At 43.2% G+C, this 18,015-nt stretch carries 16 protein-coding genes; 13 read left to right on the top strand and 3 right to left on the bottom strand.

Features of this window, described 5'->3' with window-relative positions; translation table 11 throughout:
* Positions 1-3: 3 nt before the first annotated feature.
* From IGJ01_RS00275 to IGJ01_RS00335, 13 genes are all read left to right on the top strand, one after another.
* Positions 4-891, top strand: a complete 888-nt coding sequence (locus tag IGJ01_RS00275) for a carbohydrate ABC transporter permease (RefSeq protein WP_005232877.1) — start codon at positions 4-6, stop codon at positions 889-891.
* A 6-nt stretch (positions 892-897) separates the two neighbouring features.
* Entirely contained in the window at positions 898-1,536 is a 639-nt protein-coding gene (locus IGJ01_RS00280; protein WP_016611649.1) for a DUF624 domain-containing protein, read from the top strand.
* A 40-nt stretch (positions 1,537-1,576) separates the two neighbouring features.
* The gene (gene pulA, locus IGJ01_RS00285; protein WP_430601282.1) at positions 1,577-3,598 is read left to right on the top strand and encodes a type I pullulanase; all 2,022 of its coding nucleotides are present in this window, start codon (positions 1,577-1,579) and stop codon (positions 3,596-3,598) included.
* 117 nt (positions 3,599-3,715) lie between these two features.
* Complete coding sequence (locus IGJ01_RS00290) at positions 3,716-4,723, top strand: LacI family DNA-binding transcriptional regulator (protein ID WP_016611647.1); 1,008 nt, start codon at positions 3,716-3,718, stop codon at positions 4,721-4,723.
* Positions 4,724-4,878: 155 nt separating this feature from the next.
* Positions 4,879-5,166 (top strand): PTS cellbiose transporter subunit IIB, encoded by a 288-nt coding sequence (locus tag IGJ01_RS00295; RefSeq protein ID WP_086372491.1) that lies wholly within the window; start codon positions 4,879-4,881, stop codon positions 5,164-5,166.
* 31 nt (positions 5,167-5,197) lie between these two features.
* The gene (locus IGJ01_RS00300; RefSeq protein WP_086298926.1) at positions 5,198-6,616 is read left to right on the top strand and encodes an L-fucose/L-arabinose isomerase family protein; all 1,419 of its coding nucleotides are present in this window, start codon (positions 5,198-5,200) and stop codon (positions 6,614-6,616) included.
* Entirely contained in the window at positions 6,607-7,443 is an 837-nt protein-coding gene (locus IGJ01_RS00305; protein ID WP_244732809.1) for a transketolase, read from the top strand. Before IGJ01_RS00300 ends, IGJ01_RS00305 begins: the two co-directional genes overlap by 10 nt.
* Positions 7,430-8,371, top strand: a complete 942-nt coding sequence (locus IGJ01_RS00310) for a transketolase family protein (protein WP_430601283.1) — start codon at positions 7,430-7,432, stop codon at positions 8,369-8,371. The genes IGJ01_RS00305 and IGJ01_RS00310 overlap by 14 nt, the downstream gene beginning before the upstream one ends.
* A gap of 1 nt (position 8,372) precedes the next feature.
* Complete coding sequence (locus IGJ01_RS00315; RefSeq protein WP_430601284.1) at positions 8,373-9,821, top strand: FGGY-family carbohydrate kinase; 1,449 nt, start codon at positions 8,373-8,375, stop codon at positions 9,819-9,821.
* Positions 9,822-9,833: 12 nt separating this feature from the next.
* Complete coding sequence (locus IGJ01_RS00320) at positions 9,834-10,691, top strand: alpha/beta hydrolase (RefSeq protein ID WP_061053532.1); 858 nt, start codon at positions 9,834-9,836, stop codon at positions 10,689-10,691.
* A gap of 45 nt (positions 10,692-10,736) precedes the next feature.
* Positions 10,737-12,017 (top strand): DUF4038 domain-containing protein, encoded by a 1,281-nt coding sequence (locus tag IGJ01_RS00325; RefSeq protein WP_061053533.1) that lies wholly within the window; start codon positions 10,737-10,739, stop codon positions 12,015-12,017.
* 7 nt (positions 12,018-12,024) lie between these two features.
* Positions 12,025-13,338, top strand: coding sequence for a PTS sugar transporter subunit IIC (locus IGJ01_RS00330; RefSeq protein ID WP_167822580.1), 1,314 nt, complete (start codon positions 12,025-12,027; stop codon positions 13,336-13,338).
* Between the two features lie 326 nt (positions 13,339-13,664).
* Positions 13,665-14,972, top strand: a complete 1,308-nt coding sequence (locus IGJ01_RS00335; RefSeq protein ID WP_430601285.1) for a PTS sugar transporter subunit IIC — start codon at positions 13,665-13,667, stop codon at positions 14,970-14,972.
* A gap of 64 nt (positions 14,973-15,036) precedes the next feature.
* Here IGJ01_RS00335 and IGJ01_RS00340 read toward each other — a convergent pair whose 3' ends face one another.
* The 3 genes from IGJ01_RS00340 to IGJ01_RS00350 form a co-directional block, all read right to left on the bottom strand.
* A complete protein-coding gene (locus IGJ01_RS00340; protein WP_005232850.1) occupies positions 15,037-15,810 on the bottom strand; it encodes a MurR/RpiR family transcriptional regulator in 774 nt (257 codons plus the stop codon).
* Between the two features lie 75 nt (positions 15,811-15,885).
* Positions 15,886-16,875: a Gfo/Idh/MocA family protein gene (locus IGJ01_RS00345; RefSeq protein WP_430601286.1), complete on the bottom strand. Its 990-nt coding sequence runs from the start codon at positions 16,873-16,875 to the stop codon at positions 15,886-15,888.
* Positions 16,875-17,900, bottom strand: a complete 1,026-nt coding sequence (locus tag IGJ01_RS00350) for a Gfo/Idh/MocA family oxidoreductase (RefSeq protein WP_430601287.1) — start codon at positions 17,898-17,900, stop codon at positions 16,875-16,877. The genes IGJ01_RS00345 and IGJ01_RS00350 overlap by 1 nt, the downstream gene beginning before the upstream one ends.
* Positions 17,901-18,015 lie beyond the last annotated feature (115 nt).

Below are 18,015 nucleotides of genomic sequence, written 5' to 3' on the forward strand. Positions count from 1 at the left end.
GAGATGAAAGAAAAATTTAGTATACGGCATGCAGTAATTTATTTGATCGTCATTGTTTTGGCTCTTTCTTGTTTAGTACCGATGTTGAATGTCGTGGCACTTTCTTTAAGCAGCAGCAGTGCCGTCGCGGCAAATGCTGTGGGGCTATGGCCAGTGGATCTGACCTTAGCGGCTTATGAGCGCATCATGAGCGATCAGCAGTTTTGGCGTTCTTTTGGTATTTCAGTCATTCGTGTGGTGATCTCTTTATTGCTGAATTTGGTGATGATCGTAACGATGGCTTATCCGCTATCTAAATCAAAAAAAGTATTTCGAACGAGAAAATTATTCATGAGTGTGATGGTTTTCGCTATGCTCTTCAGTGGCGGCATGATCCCAACGTATTTGGTCGTTCGCAATCTAGGATTATTGAATACGATTTGGTCCCTGATTTTACCTAGTGCAGTCCCTATCGGCAGTGTGATCTTGGTGATGAATTTCTTTCGGGGAATTCCCAAATCATTGGAAGAATCTGCTCGGATCGATGGGGCCAACCCACTGCAGATTTTGGGACGAATCTATATTCCAATGTCTTTGCCGTGTTTGGCAACCGTTTCTCTATTCAGTATTGTCGGTAGTTGGAATGATTTTTTCAGTGGACTGATCTATATGACCAAGACTGAAAACTATCCTTTAATGACCTATATCCAAACACTATCAGTCAACATTGCTGAAACAATGCAACAAGCCGGGAATTTGACTTCCGAGCAGCTACAAAGTCTACTAGCGGTCTCTGATCGAAACTTGAATGCAGCGAAGATCGTGGTGGCAGTGGTGCCGTTATTGATTATTTATCCGCTTCTACAAAAATATTTCGTTCAAGGAATCGTTGTCGGATCAGTAAAGGAGTAAACCCACATGATACACTTTTTTCATTCAGAAAACTTCTTCGCACGAATCGCTTGGAAATTCAGCCAGTTGCTCCTATTAAATGTACTACTCTTGTTTTTTAGTTTGCCGCTCTTCACGATCGGTGCAGCCATTACTGCGGGTTCTAAAGTGGCGACTGATCTGATAGAAGGAAAAGCACCGGCTGTTGTTCAGCAGTTTTGGTCGGTCTTTTGCCAAAGCTTTCGAAAGAGCACTCTTATCTGGCTCAGTCTACTTTTTTCTTTGTGGCTTTTGACTGCTGATTGGTTGTATTATTTCCAACTAAAAGGGACGCCTGATCTTTTTACCGTAGGCTTAGTAATTTGTACGTTCATGTGGCTTCAATTTTTCCAAGTTTCGTTTTTCTTACTCGCACGTTACGATAGCGGAATCAAAACGATCCTTTTGAACAGCATAAAAGTCGCCGCAAAGCACCCTTTTAAAATACTTAGTCTTCATATTCTGACTGCAGCCCCTATTGTCATCATGCTTCTTTCACCCTATGCGCTGGTTTTCAGCATGTACATTGCCTGCTTTTTTGGTCTTAGCTGTTTTTTGTATGCACGCTGTCAGTTATTGTTGGCAATTTTCAAGAAATATGAGAAGGTAGAAATAGCAGAAAAGTAACTGGCTTTTATAGTTAGAAACGTTGAATGGAGGAATTTTGATGGGACAAAACACGCAGTATGGAGAAAAAAAGATTGCGATCGATCGCAGGATCGGTTTTTTAGAAGAACATACGTATCACGGGAATGATCTTGGTGTGACTTTTCAAGGACAGCAAACCACGTTCAAATGCTGGTCACCAGAGGCAGAGGCCGTTTCAGTATTGCTTTATCAAAGCGGTGTTGCTGGGACTGACGATCGTCTGCTGACGCTGCCGATGGTTCAAGAAGACAACTGTTGGCAAGTCACGACGGAAGAAAACGTCAAGGAGCTGTTTTATACCTTTGAGTTTCAACGAGATGGGCAGAAAATAGAAGCGATGGATCTTTATGCCAAGGCAGTAGGGATCAACGGAAACCGCGGTGCGATCATTGATTTAAAGGAAACAGATCCTGAAGGTTGGCAGGAAAGTCACGGCGTCGGTCAGCAGTCGATCACAGATGCCTATATTTGGGAATTACATGTCGAAGATTTCAGTGGTGCCGAAAACAGCGGTATTTCACCAGAAAATAGCGGAAAATATTTAGCCTTCACTGAAAAAAAGACCCATCTGGTGGGAGATGAAAGTCAACCAACTGGCATGGCCTATTTAAAAGAGCTGGGGATCAATTATGTTCATCTGCTGCCGATCTTCGATTTTGACAATGATGAAACTTCGTCTGCCTACAACTGGGGCTATGATCCGAAAAATTACAATGTACCTGAAGGACGATACGCTTCTGATCCTAGTGATCCCAAGGCGCGGATTCGTGAATGCAAGCAAATGATCCAATCGCTGCACGAAGAAGCCATCGGCGTTGTGATGGATGTGGTCTTTAATCACACTGCGATCACGGAAGAATCATGGTTTAATTTGACGGTGCCTGATTATTACTACCGTCAAGATGATGCAGGGAATTTTGCGGACGGTTCTGCTTGCGGCAATGAAGTGGCTTCTGAACGGAAAATGATGCGTAAATTTATCATTGATTCAGTTTTATATTGGGCGCAAGAATACAAAATCGACGGCTTTCGTTTTGATTTGATGGGCTTGATCGATGTGGAAACCATGAACCAATTGCGTCAACGCCTAGATGATGCCGGCTTCAGCCATGTGATTTTATACGGCGAGCCATGGGATGCCGGCAGCAATCAAATTATTCAGCCGAATATCCCAGCAAATAAAAGTAATGTTTGGGCACTGTCAGAAGGCGTTGCGGTTTTTAGCAATGATTTAAGAGACAGTATCAAAGGCGATGTCTTTGAAGAAACAGACGGCGCGTTTATTCAAGGAATGAATGGTCAACCGCAAGTCAAGCAAACCTTTTATGCAGCAAATTTGGCAACGGCGATTCAAGGAAATACGAAAGTTGCCGCACAAGAAGGCGCCGAGCGCTGGGCAAAATCGCCCCGCCAAGTGATCGCCTATGCTTCAGTCCATGATAATTTGACCTTATGGGACAAGCTGGTGGCAACCATGCAGGCTTCAGTGAAGGAAAGAAATTATGAGTTTGATCCTGAGCTTTTAGCCCGCAATAAACTAGCAGCAGCCATTTTGTTTACTAGCCAAGGAGCAGTGCTGACTCAAGCTGGGGAAGAATTTGGCCGTACCAAAGAAGGCGATGAAAATTCCTTCCGTTCGCCACTGGCAGTCAATCAGCTGGATTGGTCACGTGCCAAAACCTTCAAAGAGTTGCGCGAGCTGTATCGGGGCTTGTGGGCATTGCGGCAGTCCTATGCACCATTGAGAGATGCCACGACCCAAACGGCTGAAAGCATGGTCTTTTATGAGACAAAGAATGAAAATCGCTTGGCGTATCAAGTACCCAATCGTGACAAACAGCATCCATGGCGTTCTTTATTCGTTATACTCAATAGCACGGAAGAAAGCTGGTCCTTTGACTTACCGACGGCAACAGAAAATGCTTCTTGGCACATCATTGCTGACCCCAAAGGAGCTGGGATCACTTCTCGCGGCGTAGCAGCGTCAGGGATAACCATCGACCCCTTGTCCTTCTGCATTTTGGCGGAACAAAGTAACTAATCAAAGTAGAAGCTAAAACAAACTAAAAATTTTAGTTTGTTTTAGCTTTTTTGGTAGTAAAAAAACAATTCTTTTGCTATACTTTTAACAGAATGAGAAGCAGAAAGCGGTGAGCAAATGAAAGTTGTGATCTCTGATATTGCCCGAAAAGCTGGCGTTTCCAGCGGAACTGTCTCTAATGCAATCAACAATCGTAAGGGGATCAGTGAACAGAAACGGCAAGCGATCTTGAAGATCGCTCGTGAGATGGGGTATTTTGATCAGCGAGAAATTAAAAAAACGGAAAGCCAAAAGATCAAATTTGTTGTAATGAACAAACAAGGAAATGTCGTAGGGGATACGCCTTTCTTTTCTGAATTGATCCGGGGGATCGAAATGGAATGCAGCGCGTTAGGCTATGAATTGGTCATTTCCCATATCACATTGGCGCCAGAGGAAGACCCGATCGAAAAGATCCGCCCAGAATTAGTAGATGGTTTGCTATTGTTAGGAACGGAATTGGAAAAACAAGATTTAGCAGTCTTCCGTCATTTGGAAGTACCCTTAGTGATTTTAGATACGATTTTTAATTCGCAGGACTTTGATTTTGTCGCCATCAATAATCGTGACAGCGCCTATGAGATCGTTGAAAAGATGATCGAAAAAGGCCACCGAGACATTGGCATCATCAACTCAACCTTTCAAATCAACAATTTCCGTGAACGCAAGCAAGGGTTTATTCAAGCGATCCAAGAGCATGATCTGATCCATTATGAAGAGACGGAAGCCTTAGTAGAACCCACCTTGGAGGGCTCATATCAAGACATGAAGGTCTATTTGGAATCCTTGCGTGCCGATCAGCGGCCGTTACCAAGCGCCTTTTTTGCGGTCAATGACAATATCGCCATCGGTGCAATGAAAGCCATTCGCGAAGTGTTCCCCGATCATCCGTTGGCCATCGTTGGGTTCGATGATATTCCTTTGGCGGAATTTTGCAACCCACCGCTGACCACCGTCAAAGTAGATAAAGTGTACCTTGGTCGCCAAGCCGTGCGACGCTTGATCGAGAAAATCACCAGTGAAGATGAAAACCATCTGAAAATGCTGGTCGCCACGACGATCGTCGAACGCGAAAGCATCAAATAAGAAAAAAATAAGAAGAAGACAAAACGTTTAGCAAGCGTTTTGTCTTTTTTTAGTTATTAAACAAAAATATTTATCTAAAACTATTGCAAAATATTTAGCTTATGCTATATTTAAGGTGTAAAAAGTAAGGGATTACATTTTGAGGAAGTGAATAGATGACACAGATCGGTCTCTTTTGTGCAACTGGGCTCTCCAGCGCACTGCTCGTCAAAGCGCTCAAAGAACAACTAGCGGATGATCAGCATTACCAAGTGAATTCCGCGCCTTTTTCAGAAATATTTATGGTGGGAAATGACTATGATTTTTTGATTTTAGCTCCTCAAACCCGCTTCAATCAAGCGAAAGTCGTAACAGCCTTTCCTAATAAAAAAATCGTTTTACTGACGGATAAGGAATTTCTGAGCAGAAATGTAGCACGAATCGTCGAAGAAATAAAAATTTAGCTAAATATACTAAAACGCAAAGGGTGGTTTTATGGATAAAGTAACAATCGGGTTCGCCCCGACTAGAAGAAATTTATTTAGTGCAGAAGCAGCCATTGAGTACGCCAATCTGACACGACAAAAAATGGACGAACTGGCCATTGATTATGTAGATATTTTAGATATCAACGAAGACGGCTTGCTATACGATGATGAAGGGGTTGAAAAAATCGCCGAAAAATTCAAAGCAGCAAAAATCGACGGTCTTTTTCTAGCCAATGAAAACTTTGGTACGGAATATGCCTGTGCTCGTCTAGCCAAAAAACTAGATGTTCCCGTCTTATTATGGGGACCCAAAGACGAGACACCAGCCGCCGACGGTTCACGTTTGCGGGATACGCAATGCGGTCTTTTCGCTATCGGTAAAGTCTTGCGCCGTTTCAAGGTACCTTTCACCTATGTCAAAAATTCTGATATTGATTCACCGGAATTTGCCCGCGGCTTGCAAGACTTTATCAAAGTCTGCAATGTCGTCAAGACCTTCAAACAAACACGAATCTTGCAAGTTGGCCCACGCCCCTTTGATTTTTGGACCGTGATCTGCAACGAAGGCGAACTATTGGAGCGTTTCAATATCTCGCTATCACCAGTACCGATCCAAGAAGTGGTGCAAGAAATCAAGAAAGTCAAAGAACAGCAGCCAGATAAATTGCAAGCAGTCATTGATTATTTCGAAACCAATACGGAAGTCCAAATTTCGGCGAAAGATTTGGAGATGGTGGCAGCCCTTAAAGTGGCCTTGCAAAACTTATGTGAAAGCTACGGCTGCAATGCAGGGGTCATCCAGTGTTGGACGGCTTTACAAGACGAAATCGGTATTTTACCGTATGCCTCCCTGTCGCTTTTACAAGAAGAAGGTCTGCCTTTTGTCTGTGAGACGGATGTTCATGGGGCGATCTCGGAACTGTTGGTCGAAGCCGCTTCGTTGGGGGAACACCGTGCGATCTTTGCGGATGTCAACTGCCGCCATCCAGAAAACGAGAATGGCGAATTGCTGCAGCACTTAGGGGTTTTTGCTTATTCCACCGCGGAGACCAAACCCATTTTGCCGCAACGGCATTTTGTTTTTGACTATCCAGGATCAGTCGCTTTTCGGGCAATCAAAGACGAGTATACGTTGTGTCGCTTTGATGGAGACAACGGCGAGTATTCGTTGCTGATGGGCACCGGCAGAGGGATCGATGGACCATACAATCAAGGGACCTATCTCTATCTAGAATTTGCGAATTTGAATCGCTTGGAATTCAAACTCGTTGAGGGCCCTTATATTCATCATGTTGCGGCGGTCAGAAAAAATGTGGTGCCGATCTTGTACGAAGCGTGCAAATATATCGGCGTGCAGCCAGATTTTTATGATCCGATCGAAGAAGACGTCAAAGCATACTTGAGAGGGGATCAATCATGGAAATAAACGAGCTGGAAATGAAGGCTTTAACGATTCGAAAATCCTTGTTAGAGCTGATCTATCAAGCAAAAACGGGTCATACTGGTTCGGATCTTTCTTGTACCGATATTTTAGTGGCCCTGTATTATCAGATAATGAATGTGGATGCGAAAGATCCTCAAAAGCAAGATCGTGACCAGTATATCCAAAGTAAAGGACATGCTGCAGAAGTACTATGGGCCGTTTTAGCGGACAAAGGTTTTTTGCCGAAAGAAGAATTAGCCACCTTTTCGCAATTTGGTTCACGACTGATCGGTCATCCAAACAATAAAGTAGCTGGGGTTGAGATGAATACTGGTTCGCTAGGTCACGGCTTACCCGTCGCAGTAGGGATCGCCTTGGCAGGCAAACTGGATCACCGCACGTATCAAACCTATACGTTGTTGGGAGATGGCGAATTAGCAGAAGGCTCGGTATGGGAAGGAGCCATGGCGGCTGCCAACTACCAGCTGGACAATTTGACCGCCATCATTGATCGCAACGGCTTGCAGATCACTGGAGCCTCGGAAGATGTGATGGCAGTGGAGCCGCTAGATGAAAAATGGCGTGCCTTTGGTTGGGATGTGCATATCGTTGATGGCAATGATATGGCTGCCTTGGTGGCTGCATTAGAAAAACCGCATCAGCCCAATCAACCGAAGCTGATCATTGCTAAAACCATCAAAGGCAAAGGCTATTCTGCAGCCGAAAATCAAGCGCAATGGCATCATAAAGTGCCAACGGCAGAAGAGCTTGCACAAGCTATTGCCGAACTTGATCAGCAAATGGAGGTTTTGACTCATGGGAAAAAATAATATTGCCAATCGCCAAGCGATGTGCGACGTATTGATTGAAGAAGGAAAAAAGAATCCTGCGATCACGGTGTTGACCAGTGATTCTCGTGGTTCCGCTTCGTTAGCACCTTTTGCCAAGGAATTACCGACACAATTGGTGGAAGTAGGGATCGCAGAGCAAAACATCGTCAGTATTGCGGCCGGCTTAGCCCATATGGGCAAACACCCTTTCGTTGCATCCCCTGCTTGTTTTCTCAGCATGCGCAGTATCGAGCAGATCAAAGTCGATGTCGCGTATTCGAATAAAAATGTCAAACTCGTAGGCATCAGCGGCGGTGTCAGCTATGGGGCATTAGGCATGAGTCATCATTCCTTGCAAGACATCGCAGTGGCACGAGCGATCCCTAATTTGCAAGTGCTGTTGCCAGCAGATCGCTTTGAAACGATCCAAATGTTTAAAGCCTTAGCGGCATCAAATGAACCAGCCTATATCCGTCTCGGTCGCAATCCTGTTGAAGATTGTTATGATTCTGCAGATTATCCTTTTGAGATCGGCAAAGCCATTGAGCTGAGAAGCGGTCAAGATGTCGCATTGCTCGCCACTGGCGAAACCGTGCGCCAAGCGTTGGATGCTGCTGAGCTATTGGAAAAACAAGGTATCACTGCTACCGTTTTAAATGTTCATTCCTTGAAGCCCTTTGATTCAGAAACGGTCAAACGAGTGGCGAAAGAAACAGGCACCGTGATCACTGTGGAAGAACACAGCCGATACAACGGCTTAGGAGCTGCCGTGGCGGAAACGCTGGCAGAAGAAACGGACATTCGACAAAAAATCATTGCTTTTCCGGATGAAGCCTTGATTACTGGTTCTTCGTCAGAACTGTTTGCCCATTATGGATTAGACGGTGCCTCCATAGCGAAAACAGCGGTTGCGTTTCTAGGAGCTTAAGATGGACAAGACCTATCAGCTTGTTTTAGATCAGAGTACATCCGGTACCAAGCTCTTACTGTTTCAAGAAGGGAAAATCCTGCAGCGTTACGATAAAAAACATCGCCAAATTTATCCAAAAGTCGGGTGGGTCGAACATGATCCCCTCGAGATTTGGCAAAATGTCCAAGAATTGCTGGCACAAGTGTTTCAAGAACAAGCGATCACTGCAGATCAAATCGTTTCCTTGTCATTGACCAATCAGCGAGAAACGATCGTTGCTTGGGATCGATTGACCGGCAATCCCCTGTACAATGCGATCGTGTGGCAATGCAACCGCAGCGCTACGATTTGTGAAGAATTGACGGCACAAGGCTGGGAAAAGACGATCAATAAAAAGACCGGTTTGCGCTTAGATCCGTATTTTTCCGGCACCAAAGTGAAATGGTTGGCCCAAGAATTATCGGCCATCAAAGAAAAGTCGGGGACTGGCGAATTGGCGATCGGTACGATGGATAGCTGGCTGTTGTGGAATTTAACGCAAGGGACAGTATTTGCGACAGAAGCCAGCAACGCTTGCCGAACATTGTTTTACAATATTGAAGAGGGCCGTTGGGATGCAGAACTCGTCAAACTTTTTGGCATCCATTTAGCAGACTTGCCAGCGATCAAACCTGCTGATATGGTTTTCGGTAGCTATCACGGAATCCCTATCAAAGGGATCTTAGCCGATTCACAAGCGGCATTATTTGGGGAAGGTTGTCAAAGCCTTGGGGATGTAAAAATCACGATGGGCACCGGTTGTTCGATCATGATGCAAGTGCAGCAGGAGCAGACGTTGCGGGATCGCCGCATTTTGACGACGGTCGGCTGGCAAACTAGCCAGGAAACAGCGTTTGCGCTAGAAGGCATCATCCGTTCCTGTGGTGACGCCATCAACTGGTTCAGTGAGCAAGTGGCTCCGCTGCCAGATGTAGCTGAGATCTGCCAAGAAGTCCTGACCAGTGACAGTCAAGAAGACATCTATTTTATCCCAGCATTGCAAGGAATGGGTGCCCCTTTTTGGGATAATACGATGACTGCCAGCTTTGTCGGCATGAAACGCACAACGACGACTCATGAGCTGTTGAAAGCCGTTTTAGAAAGCATCATTTTTCAAATCAAAGCAGTGATCGATGTGATGGAAGAAGTCGCTGAACGACTGATCAATCAGGTAATGATTGATGGCGGTGTTTCGAAAAACCGCGCCTTGATGAGCTTATTGGCGACTTTGATCAATAAACCCGTCATCGTCAGCGAAGTCGAAGAATTTTCAGCCATCGGCACAATGCTTGTTGCCAAACCAACCATGAATGAACCAGCTATTCAGCAAACCACGATCGTTCCGCAAGCCGAACAGGCCGTGATCCGTTTGAAATATGAAAAATGGAAACGGTTCATTGAGAAGTCAGCTGCTTTTAGTGAAGGATAAAGGAGGAACTATATGGAGATTCAACGAATTCAACTGAATCAAACGGCTTACGTGGATACCTATTTATTGCACCAATCCAAAGAGTACAATGTCGGCAAGAAACGACCGCTAGTGATCGTCTGTCCAGGCGGCGGCTACGCCTTTACCAGTGATCGAGAGGCGGAAGTCATTGCCTTGAAATTCAATAGTATCGGGCTAAATAGCGTTGTTTTATGGTACACCACCGGTGATCAGGTGAAAAACGTTCCCCACAATGCCTTGATGGAAGCCGCCCAAACCGTCAAAATCATTCGTGAGCATGCTCAAGAATGGTTGGTGGATGAGGATCAAATCATCGTTTGCGGTTTTTCAGCAGGCGGACATCTAGCATTACAGTTAGCGACGCGCTGGCACGATGCTGAGCTGGCAGAAGTGTTGGGCGTCAGCAGTGACTTACTGAAAGTGAATTTGGCGATCGCTGGCTACCCATTGGTTTATCAAGAGCATGCTTTCCCAATCGATGAGCTAGGCTTTGCCGCTCGTCTAATCGAAACACCTTTAACTGCCAACGAGCGCTTTTTTGGGAGTAAACAACCGACGGAAGAAGCCATTCAATCCATGAACATTTTGCATCATGTCGATCAGTGGACACCTCCGATGTTTCTCTGGCATACGACGGAAGACGTCTTAGTCGATGTGGCGCACTCGTTGAAGTTGGCGGTCAAATTAAGAGAAGCAGAAATTCCATTCGAACTGCATATTTTTGAAAAAGGCGAACACGGACTGGCATTAGCGGATCGAACAACGGCACGCAAGTCAAGTCACCTCAATGCCCATGTCGCCAAATGGTTTGAGCTGTGCGAAGGCTGGCTCAGTAGTTATATTGATTAATAACCGCCAGTGCACAACTTGTGCCGATGAAAGGAGAGCACCACCGTGAAAATCACCGTAAGCCAAAATAACCGCACCTTATTGCGAGACGGACAGCATTTCTTTTATTTAGCCGATACTTGCTGGAGTGCCTTTACTAGTATTCAAGAAAATGACTGGATCACCTACTTAGACAAACGCAAAGAGCAGGGCTTCAATACCCTTCAAATCAATGTGTTACCGCAATGGGATCGCAGCCGTGGTCAATTTGACTGCTTGCCGTTTCCCCTTGATGCGGGCGTCTTTGATTTTACGGTTTGGGAGGATGCCTATTTCGAACGGGCTCAGCGTCTTTGTAAAATTGCCGATGAGAAAGGCTTTACTTTAGCATTGGTTGTCTTGTGGTCAAACTATGTCGCTGGCACTTGGGCTAGCCAGTTGGACAAAGAACGCAACGTGTTGCCGGAGGATTGCCGCCAGGCCTACTATCAAAAAGTGATTAAGACGTTTGATGCCTTCCATCCGATCTACTTTATTGGTGGCGATACGGACTTCCCAACACAGCCAACCATCGATACGTATCTAGAAGCCTTAGTTTTCTTTGAAAAGCATTCGCCCAATACCTTGAAAACGATTCATATCAAGGGACGTTTTGAAGAAATCCCTGAACCTATCGTCGAACATTTGGACTTATTTTTATACCAATCAGGTCATAACAGCGCCTTTTTGAATATGCCTTATTATTTGGCAGAGCGTTTTTATCAACGAGAACCGCAACTGCCGATCATCAACTCAGAACCTTGCTATGAACAAATGGGCTATGCCCGTCACGTATACGGTCGATTTGGTCAAAAAGATGTCCGCAAAGCAGCATGGCAATCATTGTTAGCCGGCGGCTCGGCTGGGATCACGTACGGTGCCCACGGCATCTGGAGTTGGCAAACCCCGACGGCAACCTTTGCGGAAGAAATCGGGGAAGCGTTTGACCGTCCGATGATTTGGCCAGAAGCTTTGTCTTTTCCTGGGGCAGATGATTATGGCTTTATCAAGCAATTATTTGAATTATTAAATATTCAGGAGCTTGTGCCTTGCCAAGAGCGCTTGATCGATGCAGATGAACAGATTCGTATGGCAGCTATCGCAGGAAGGAAGGATGCCTTGCTTTACTTGCCAAGCAATACAACAGTTCGCCTGCAAGGAGATCTTTCTACAGCGCCCGTCACATTGATCGATTTGAACACCAATCGTTTCTTGAAACCAAAACTGACAGTTACTGATGGTATCACTGTTTTCCATCCCCACAATTGTCATGAAGATGTATTGTTCGTCATCCAAATAAAGGAGTGAAAAGAAAATGGATAAATATATGGATAAGGTATTAGTATTTGCAGATAAAATCTCCAACAATCGGTATTTAAAGGCAATTTCAAACGGGTTGATGGCGACGCTGCCGATCAACATTATTGGCTCGATCGCCTTGTTGTTAGCAGTTTTGCCGATTCAAGGGTGGACAGATTTTATCAACTCGATCAATATTGGCGGTTATTTTTCCGTCGGTTACAGTATGACCGTTGGGGTTATCTCAGTGTACGCTTCCTTTCTTGTCGGTCACCGTTTAGCGACAGAATTTAAGCAGTCGGCAGTCCCTGCCGGCATCGTTTCGTTGTTTGCCTTTTTGATGATGACGCCAATGGTCACCTTGGAGGAAACAACGACCCTCGACATGAGCAAACTCGGCGCTCAAGGCTTGTTTACCGCTATGATCTGCGGCTTAGTTTTTGCTCGTTTGTACTGCTTTATTTTAGAAAAAAATATCGCCATCAAAATGCCAGCAGGCGTGCCGCAATTTGTGACGGATACCTTCGCCGGTTTGATTCCAGCAATTATTTCTGGGTTTACCGCGATCGTCATTAGCTGGGCATTCAGTTTTACTTCTTATGGCTCATTTTCAGATTTCATCTATCAAATCTTGGCAATGCCGCTGCAAAGCTTGTCTTCTAGTGTCGGTTCGTTGTTATTTATTGTACTGATCCAAATGGTGCTATGGTTCTTCGGTATCCATGGTTCGTTGGTGGTGGGTAGCTTTGTCACCGCTTTGTACTTACCAATGGATGTAGAAAATATGGATGCTTTAGCTAGCGGTGTTGCTCGTTCCGAGCTGCCAAATATTTTGAGCAAGTCGTTTTATGATTTGTTTGCTGGTATTGGTGGGGCTGGGGGAACATTGTCATTGATTATCGTTATTTTGCTGTTGGCGAAATCAAAACAATCACGGACAGTCGCTAACCTAAGTGCCGTTCCTGGATTGTTCACCATTAATGAGCCGGTGATTTTTGGCTTACCGCTGATTTTGAATCCAATCATGGCGATTCCGTTCATATTAACACCATTGGTTCAAGTGCTTGTGGCGTACCTAGCGATCTGGAGTGGGATCGTTCCACGACTTAGTGGCGTACAAGTTCCCTTTGGCACACCGATTTTTCTAAATGGGTTTCTAGCTGGAGGTTGGCAGGTCGCAGTTCTACAAGTCGTTTGCGTTTTGGCAGGCTGCTTGCTGTACATTCCTTTTGTTAAAGTCTTAGATAAAGGAAAATTAAAAACAGAAGCAGAAGCTGCGCAAGCGGAGGTTCAAACTGAAAGTATCGATCCAGCTGGAGAAACCGTCTGACTTCAGGGGAACAATGCGTAAAAGGCAGGACCTTGTTCTTCTTCAACAAGGGACAAGGTGAATTTTTGCACACTTGATTTCTTAAGACGGTGAATCCAGTCAATGATCGGCCATTCCCGAAAGCAGATAGGCTCTGATTGATCTACTTAGTAATCGAATGGTTCGGGGAAACGCCGATGATCCCAATGCAAATGTGACACAAATAGATTTTCTGATTTTTGATTTTACTCAGTGTGGGTCTTTTTAAAAAAGATACCAGCTGCTCCCCCACAATTGCTATCAAGACGTTTTGTTTCTCGGACACAGATCAAAAAGGAGTGTATTATATGACTTTCGCAGAGACGTTCACCGAAAAAGGCCAGTACTACGCAAGTAAGATTCAGCAAAATAAGTATATGCAAGCAATCTCTAATGGGTTGATGTCGCTATTGCCGATCATGATCATCGGCGCATTCAGTACACTGTTGTCTTCCATGCAAATCGAAGTCTATCAATCAATGATCGCCCCATTTCGTGATATTATCGCCTTACCGGCACAATTTACGACAAATGCATTAGCTATTTATGCCGCTTTTTCCATCGCTTACAAATTGGCAGGCTTGTATGGAAAAGAAGGCTTGATCCCTGGCTTTGTTTCCTTATTTTCCTTTTTAGTCTTAACACCAATCAGTTTTTTTGAAGATGGAGAGCTTGTGATCAATGCCTTGACCTTTGACTGGCTGGGGGCTAGAGGGTTGTTTGCGGCGATGATCGTGGGTGTCTTAACTGCCCGTTTGTATGTGTTTTTTGTCGATAAAAACTTGGTTATCACAATGCCGGAGGGGGTACCACCAACGATTGCCAAAACATTTTCGGGACTGGTTCCAGCAGTGTTAGTAGCAGTCTTATTTACGATAACAGCCGGTTTGTGGAAGATGACGGAATTCGGTAGTTTCCATCAATTTGTATACACGATTCTACAAATTCCACTGCAAAGTCTCGGAGGTTCGATCTGGTCGATTTGTATCGCCTTATTGATCATGCAGTTGTTGTGGGTCTTTGGGATTCACGGAGCAATCGTTGTATTAGCGGTTATTCGTCCAATAATGACTGCTCTGGATCTTGAGAATTTAGCTGCGTATCAAGCAGGAGAACCGATGCCTAACTTAGTGACTGGTTCTTTTTGGAGTATTTATGCTAATTTTTCCGCCATGCTTGGTCTAGTAGTAGTTTTACTCTTTTTATCAAAGAGTAAACAATTCAAAATTATCGGGAAGCTGGGAGCACCAGGAGCACTTTTCGGGATTCATGAACCGCTGATTTTCGGATTACCAATTGTAATGAACCCAATTCTGGCGATTCCCTACATTTTAAGCCCAGTTGTCTGCGTGGTGATTGGCTATATCTTAACCATCACGAATATTTTACCAATTCCTATCGGGATGCAAGTGCCTTTTGGTGCCCCGATCGTTCTCTCAGGTATTCTGCAAGGAAGCTGGAAACTCGGGGTAGCCCAGTTACTGATGATTCCCTTGTGTGCCTTGATCTATTACCCATTTGTCCGCATTTTGGATAAGAAAAATGCCGAACAAGAATTGGCGCAAGAAACGCAAGAAAAAGCAGCAGAACAAAGCATGGATCGAGTGATTTCTTGATGGGGTTTATGACGAAAAAGGAGTGCATAAAAAAGCGATGGGGACTTACGTCCGCCATCGTTTTTTACAGCCTTCTTTTTATGACCAAGCAAGAATAGATCATATCCAGTATATATTCGAGGGATAGCCCATATTGAAGGGCACTGAAAGCATCGTTGGATGAATAGTAGAGATAAAAGCTTTCATTACAGATCAGTGATAGATCTTTTTCGACAAAGCTAGTGATAGCAATTGTCTTACTGTTTCTTTTTCTCAATTTATACGCGATATCGATCATTGTTTGATTCTTCCCAGAATGACTGATAATGAATGAAATAGTCTCACGTGCATTTGTCGAGGAAATATAAAACTCGTTTAATGAGTTAAATGCTTGAGCATGGATATTTAAATTATTTAATTTAATGCAAGCAGATTGAACACGAGGGAAATTGATATCGCTTGCATAAAAATCAATTTTTTTTGTGTGACAAAGTAGATTGATGACTCGATTCAACGTGTCTTTATTTATCAATTCTTTTGTCTCTTGAATTGTATCTATATAAACAGAGGAAACATATTCGGAAACATCGAGATTAGATAAAGAAGTTGAGAAAGATAGTTTTTTTTGATTGTAGAGCTTTCCGTATTCTTTTACATACTTTAGTTGAAAATCAGGATAACCCTTGAATCCAAGTTTCTTACAAAAACGCACGACGGTTGCAGGACTTGTATAACTAGCAGATGCCAAATCTTTCGCTGATAATTCTAGGATGCTCTCAGGAAATTCGCGGATGAATGCGACTATTGCCTGTTCTTGGAAAGTAAACTTTGAATCGTCAGCAAGCTGTTGGTGGATCATAGCTTTCACCTCTGTATGTTAGTAGTATTTCTAACATAGCACATAAATGGTGCTACCGAAAGGCAGGGCTGTCTATCAATCAGCTGGAAAAACGATCGATGCCTGTTTCCGTGCTTTTGTTTGAATCGCCATTGTAATTAAAGTTGTTTGTAACAACTCATTACATTGTTCCAAATCATTTTCTTCAATCATTTTTATGAATGCTAAAAATTCATGAAACATACGATGTTTTCCTTGATTGCTGTCAAAACGTTCAGGGCTGTCATTATTGCTGTTTGTAGCAAATAAAAAGTCTTTAACGATATTTGCGGAAGAATCGATACTGATATAGCCTGCATCTCCTTGAATGGTAGACATAATCGGCGCTTTACAATCTTTCGCGGCAATACCGACAAATTTAAAAGTAGGGTAGTCTAGCGTTAGTATGCCGGAGGTATCGATCCCATGTTCAATATTTGCATGGTAATCAACTTTTTCGGGTGCACCAAATAGTGAGACTACGAGATTAATATTATAGATATTCAGGTCCATCAATGCTCCTCCAGATTTTTTTACATCGAAAGCAGGTAAGATCTCGCCATTTTTGAAGGCATTATAGCGAGAGGAGTATTGAGAATAATTTGCTGTAAATAATTTAATATTCCCTAGCTGAGGCAGCATCTCTTTGATTTTATGAACGTTTGGCAAAAATCTCGTGCTAACTGCTTCAAAAAGAAACAGGTGATTGGAGCGGGCAATTTCAACCAGTTCTTTTGCTTCCTTACTATTTGAAGTAAATGGTTTCTCACAAATAGCATGTTTCTTACTCTCAAGTGCTTTTTTTGTAAAATGAAAATGCAAATGGTTCGGAACCGCGATATAGATTGTATCGATACTATCATTTTTTAACATCTCGCCATAATTAGTGTAAGTTTTTGCGATTTTATTCTCCTTTGCCAAGTTCTGGATTTTTTCTTCTTCTGCAGGTGTAGCACAAATAGCAACTATTTCTATATTAGGAAGCTCATGAGCAAAAGTTAAAAAATCATGAACAATCATGCCTGCGCCAACAATACCAAGTTTCATTATTTTGCCTCCTTTGCAACAGCTATGCCATCTTCAATAATCTCCAAAACTTTCAATACCTCAATATCTTTGACGATTTTTTCCTGTTTCCCTTCAATTGCGGCGATAAGGTTCTCGTAAATCGCACCATAGTCCGTACTTTCAATCGGTACCTTCAAGTAATTATCTTCTCCAGCATCATTAATGTAAGAAAGGGTTCCCCATAATTCTTCGGGATAATTTTCCTCTGCTAATACAATTGGTCCTGGCTTGTATTTTTTATTGGAATTATGGCCCAAACTAGGCATTAAGAAGCTTCCTTTTTTTCCGTGAACAATAAATCTTGGGTAGTCAAGTTTTACATAACAACTAGTTTTCACAGTTGCTTTAAAGCCATTGTCATAAAAAAGGTCAATATCATAATAATCGTCTGATATTCCAGGGTTATCAATACTTCTACAATCTAAACAAGTTCTGTTTGGTATCCCAAATTTGCTAATGATTTGGTCAAGTGGGTGAACCGCCAGACCATATAAGAACCCCATGCGCTTATTTTCTTTGATACTTGGGCGAAAGTAATCATAATGAGATTCAATTTCAACTAGATCACCTAGAACACCAGAATCAATCACTTTTTTGACGGTTAGGAAATCAGCATCAAATCGCCTATTTTGATTTGCAGTAGCAATCAATCCTTTTTCATTTGCTAGTGTAAAAACTTCTTCTGCTGCTTTTTTTGTTAATGCAAAAGGCTTTTCACAAAGAATATTCTTACCTTTCTTCAAAGATAAGAGAGAATAATCCACGTGAAATGCATCTGGTGTATTAATAACGATTAAATTGACCTCAGGATCATCCATAATAGTATCGATATCAGAAGTAAAAGTATAATTTGGGTACCATGCTTCTCTTTCCGTATCACCGATTCGATCTTCTTCTCTTCGATAAATATATTTCACTTTTATCTTTTCTTTTTTCTTCTCTACATAGGGCAAATGGTAGTGTGTCACACTGTTTCCAAACCCAATATAAGCTACTGTTAGCATAGAATCATTCCTTTCTTTTTTCGTCATCAGTATAGCAGTCGTTTAGGGAGTAAAAATATGGAGAAACAGGTTATTGGCAGTGATTTTCATCAAAAGAAATAGTTAGTGAAATCCA

This window comes from Enterococcus sp. AZ089, assembly GCF_050547225.1.
Taxonomy (GTDB): Bacteria; Bacillota; Bacilli; order Lactobacillales; family Enterococcaceae; genus Enterococcus_D; species Enterococcus_D entomosocium.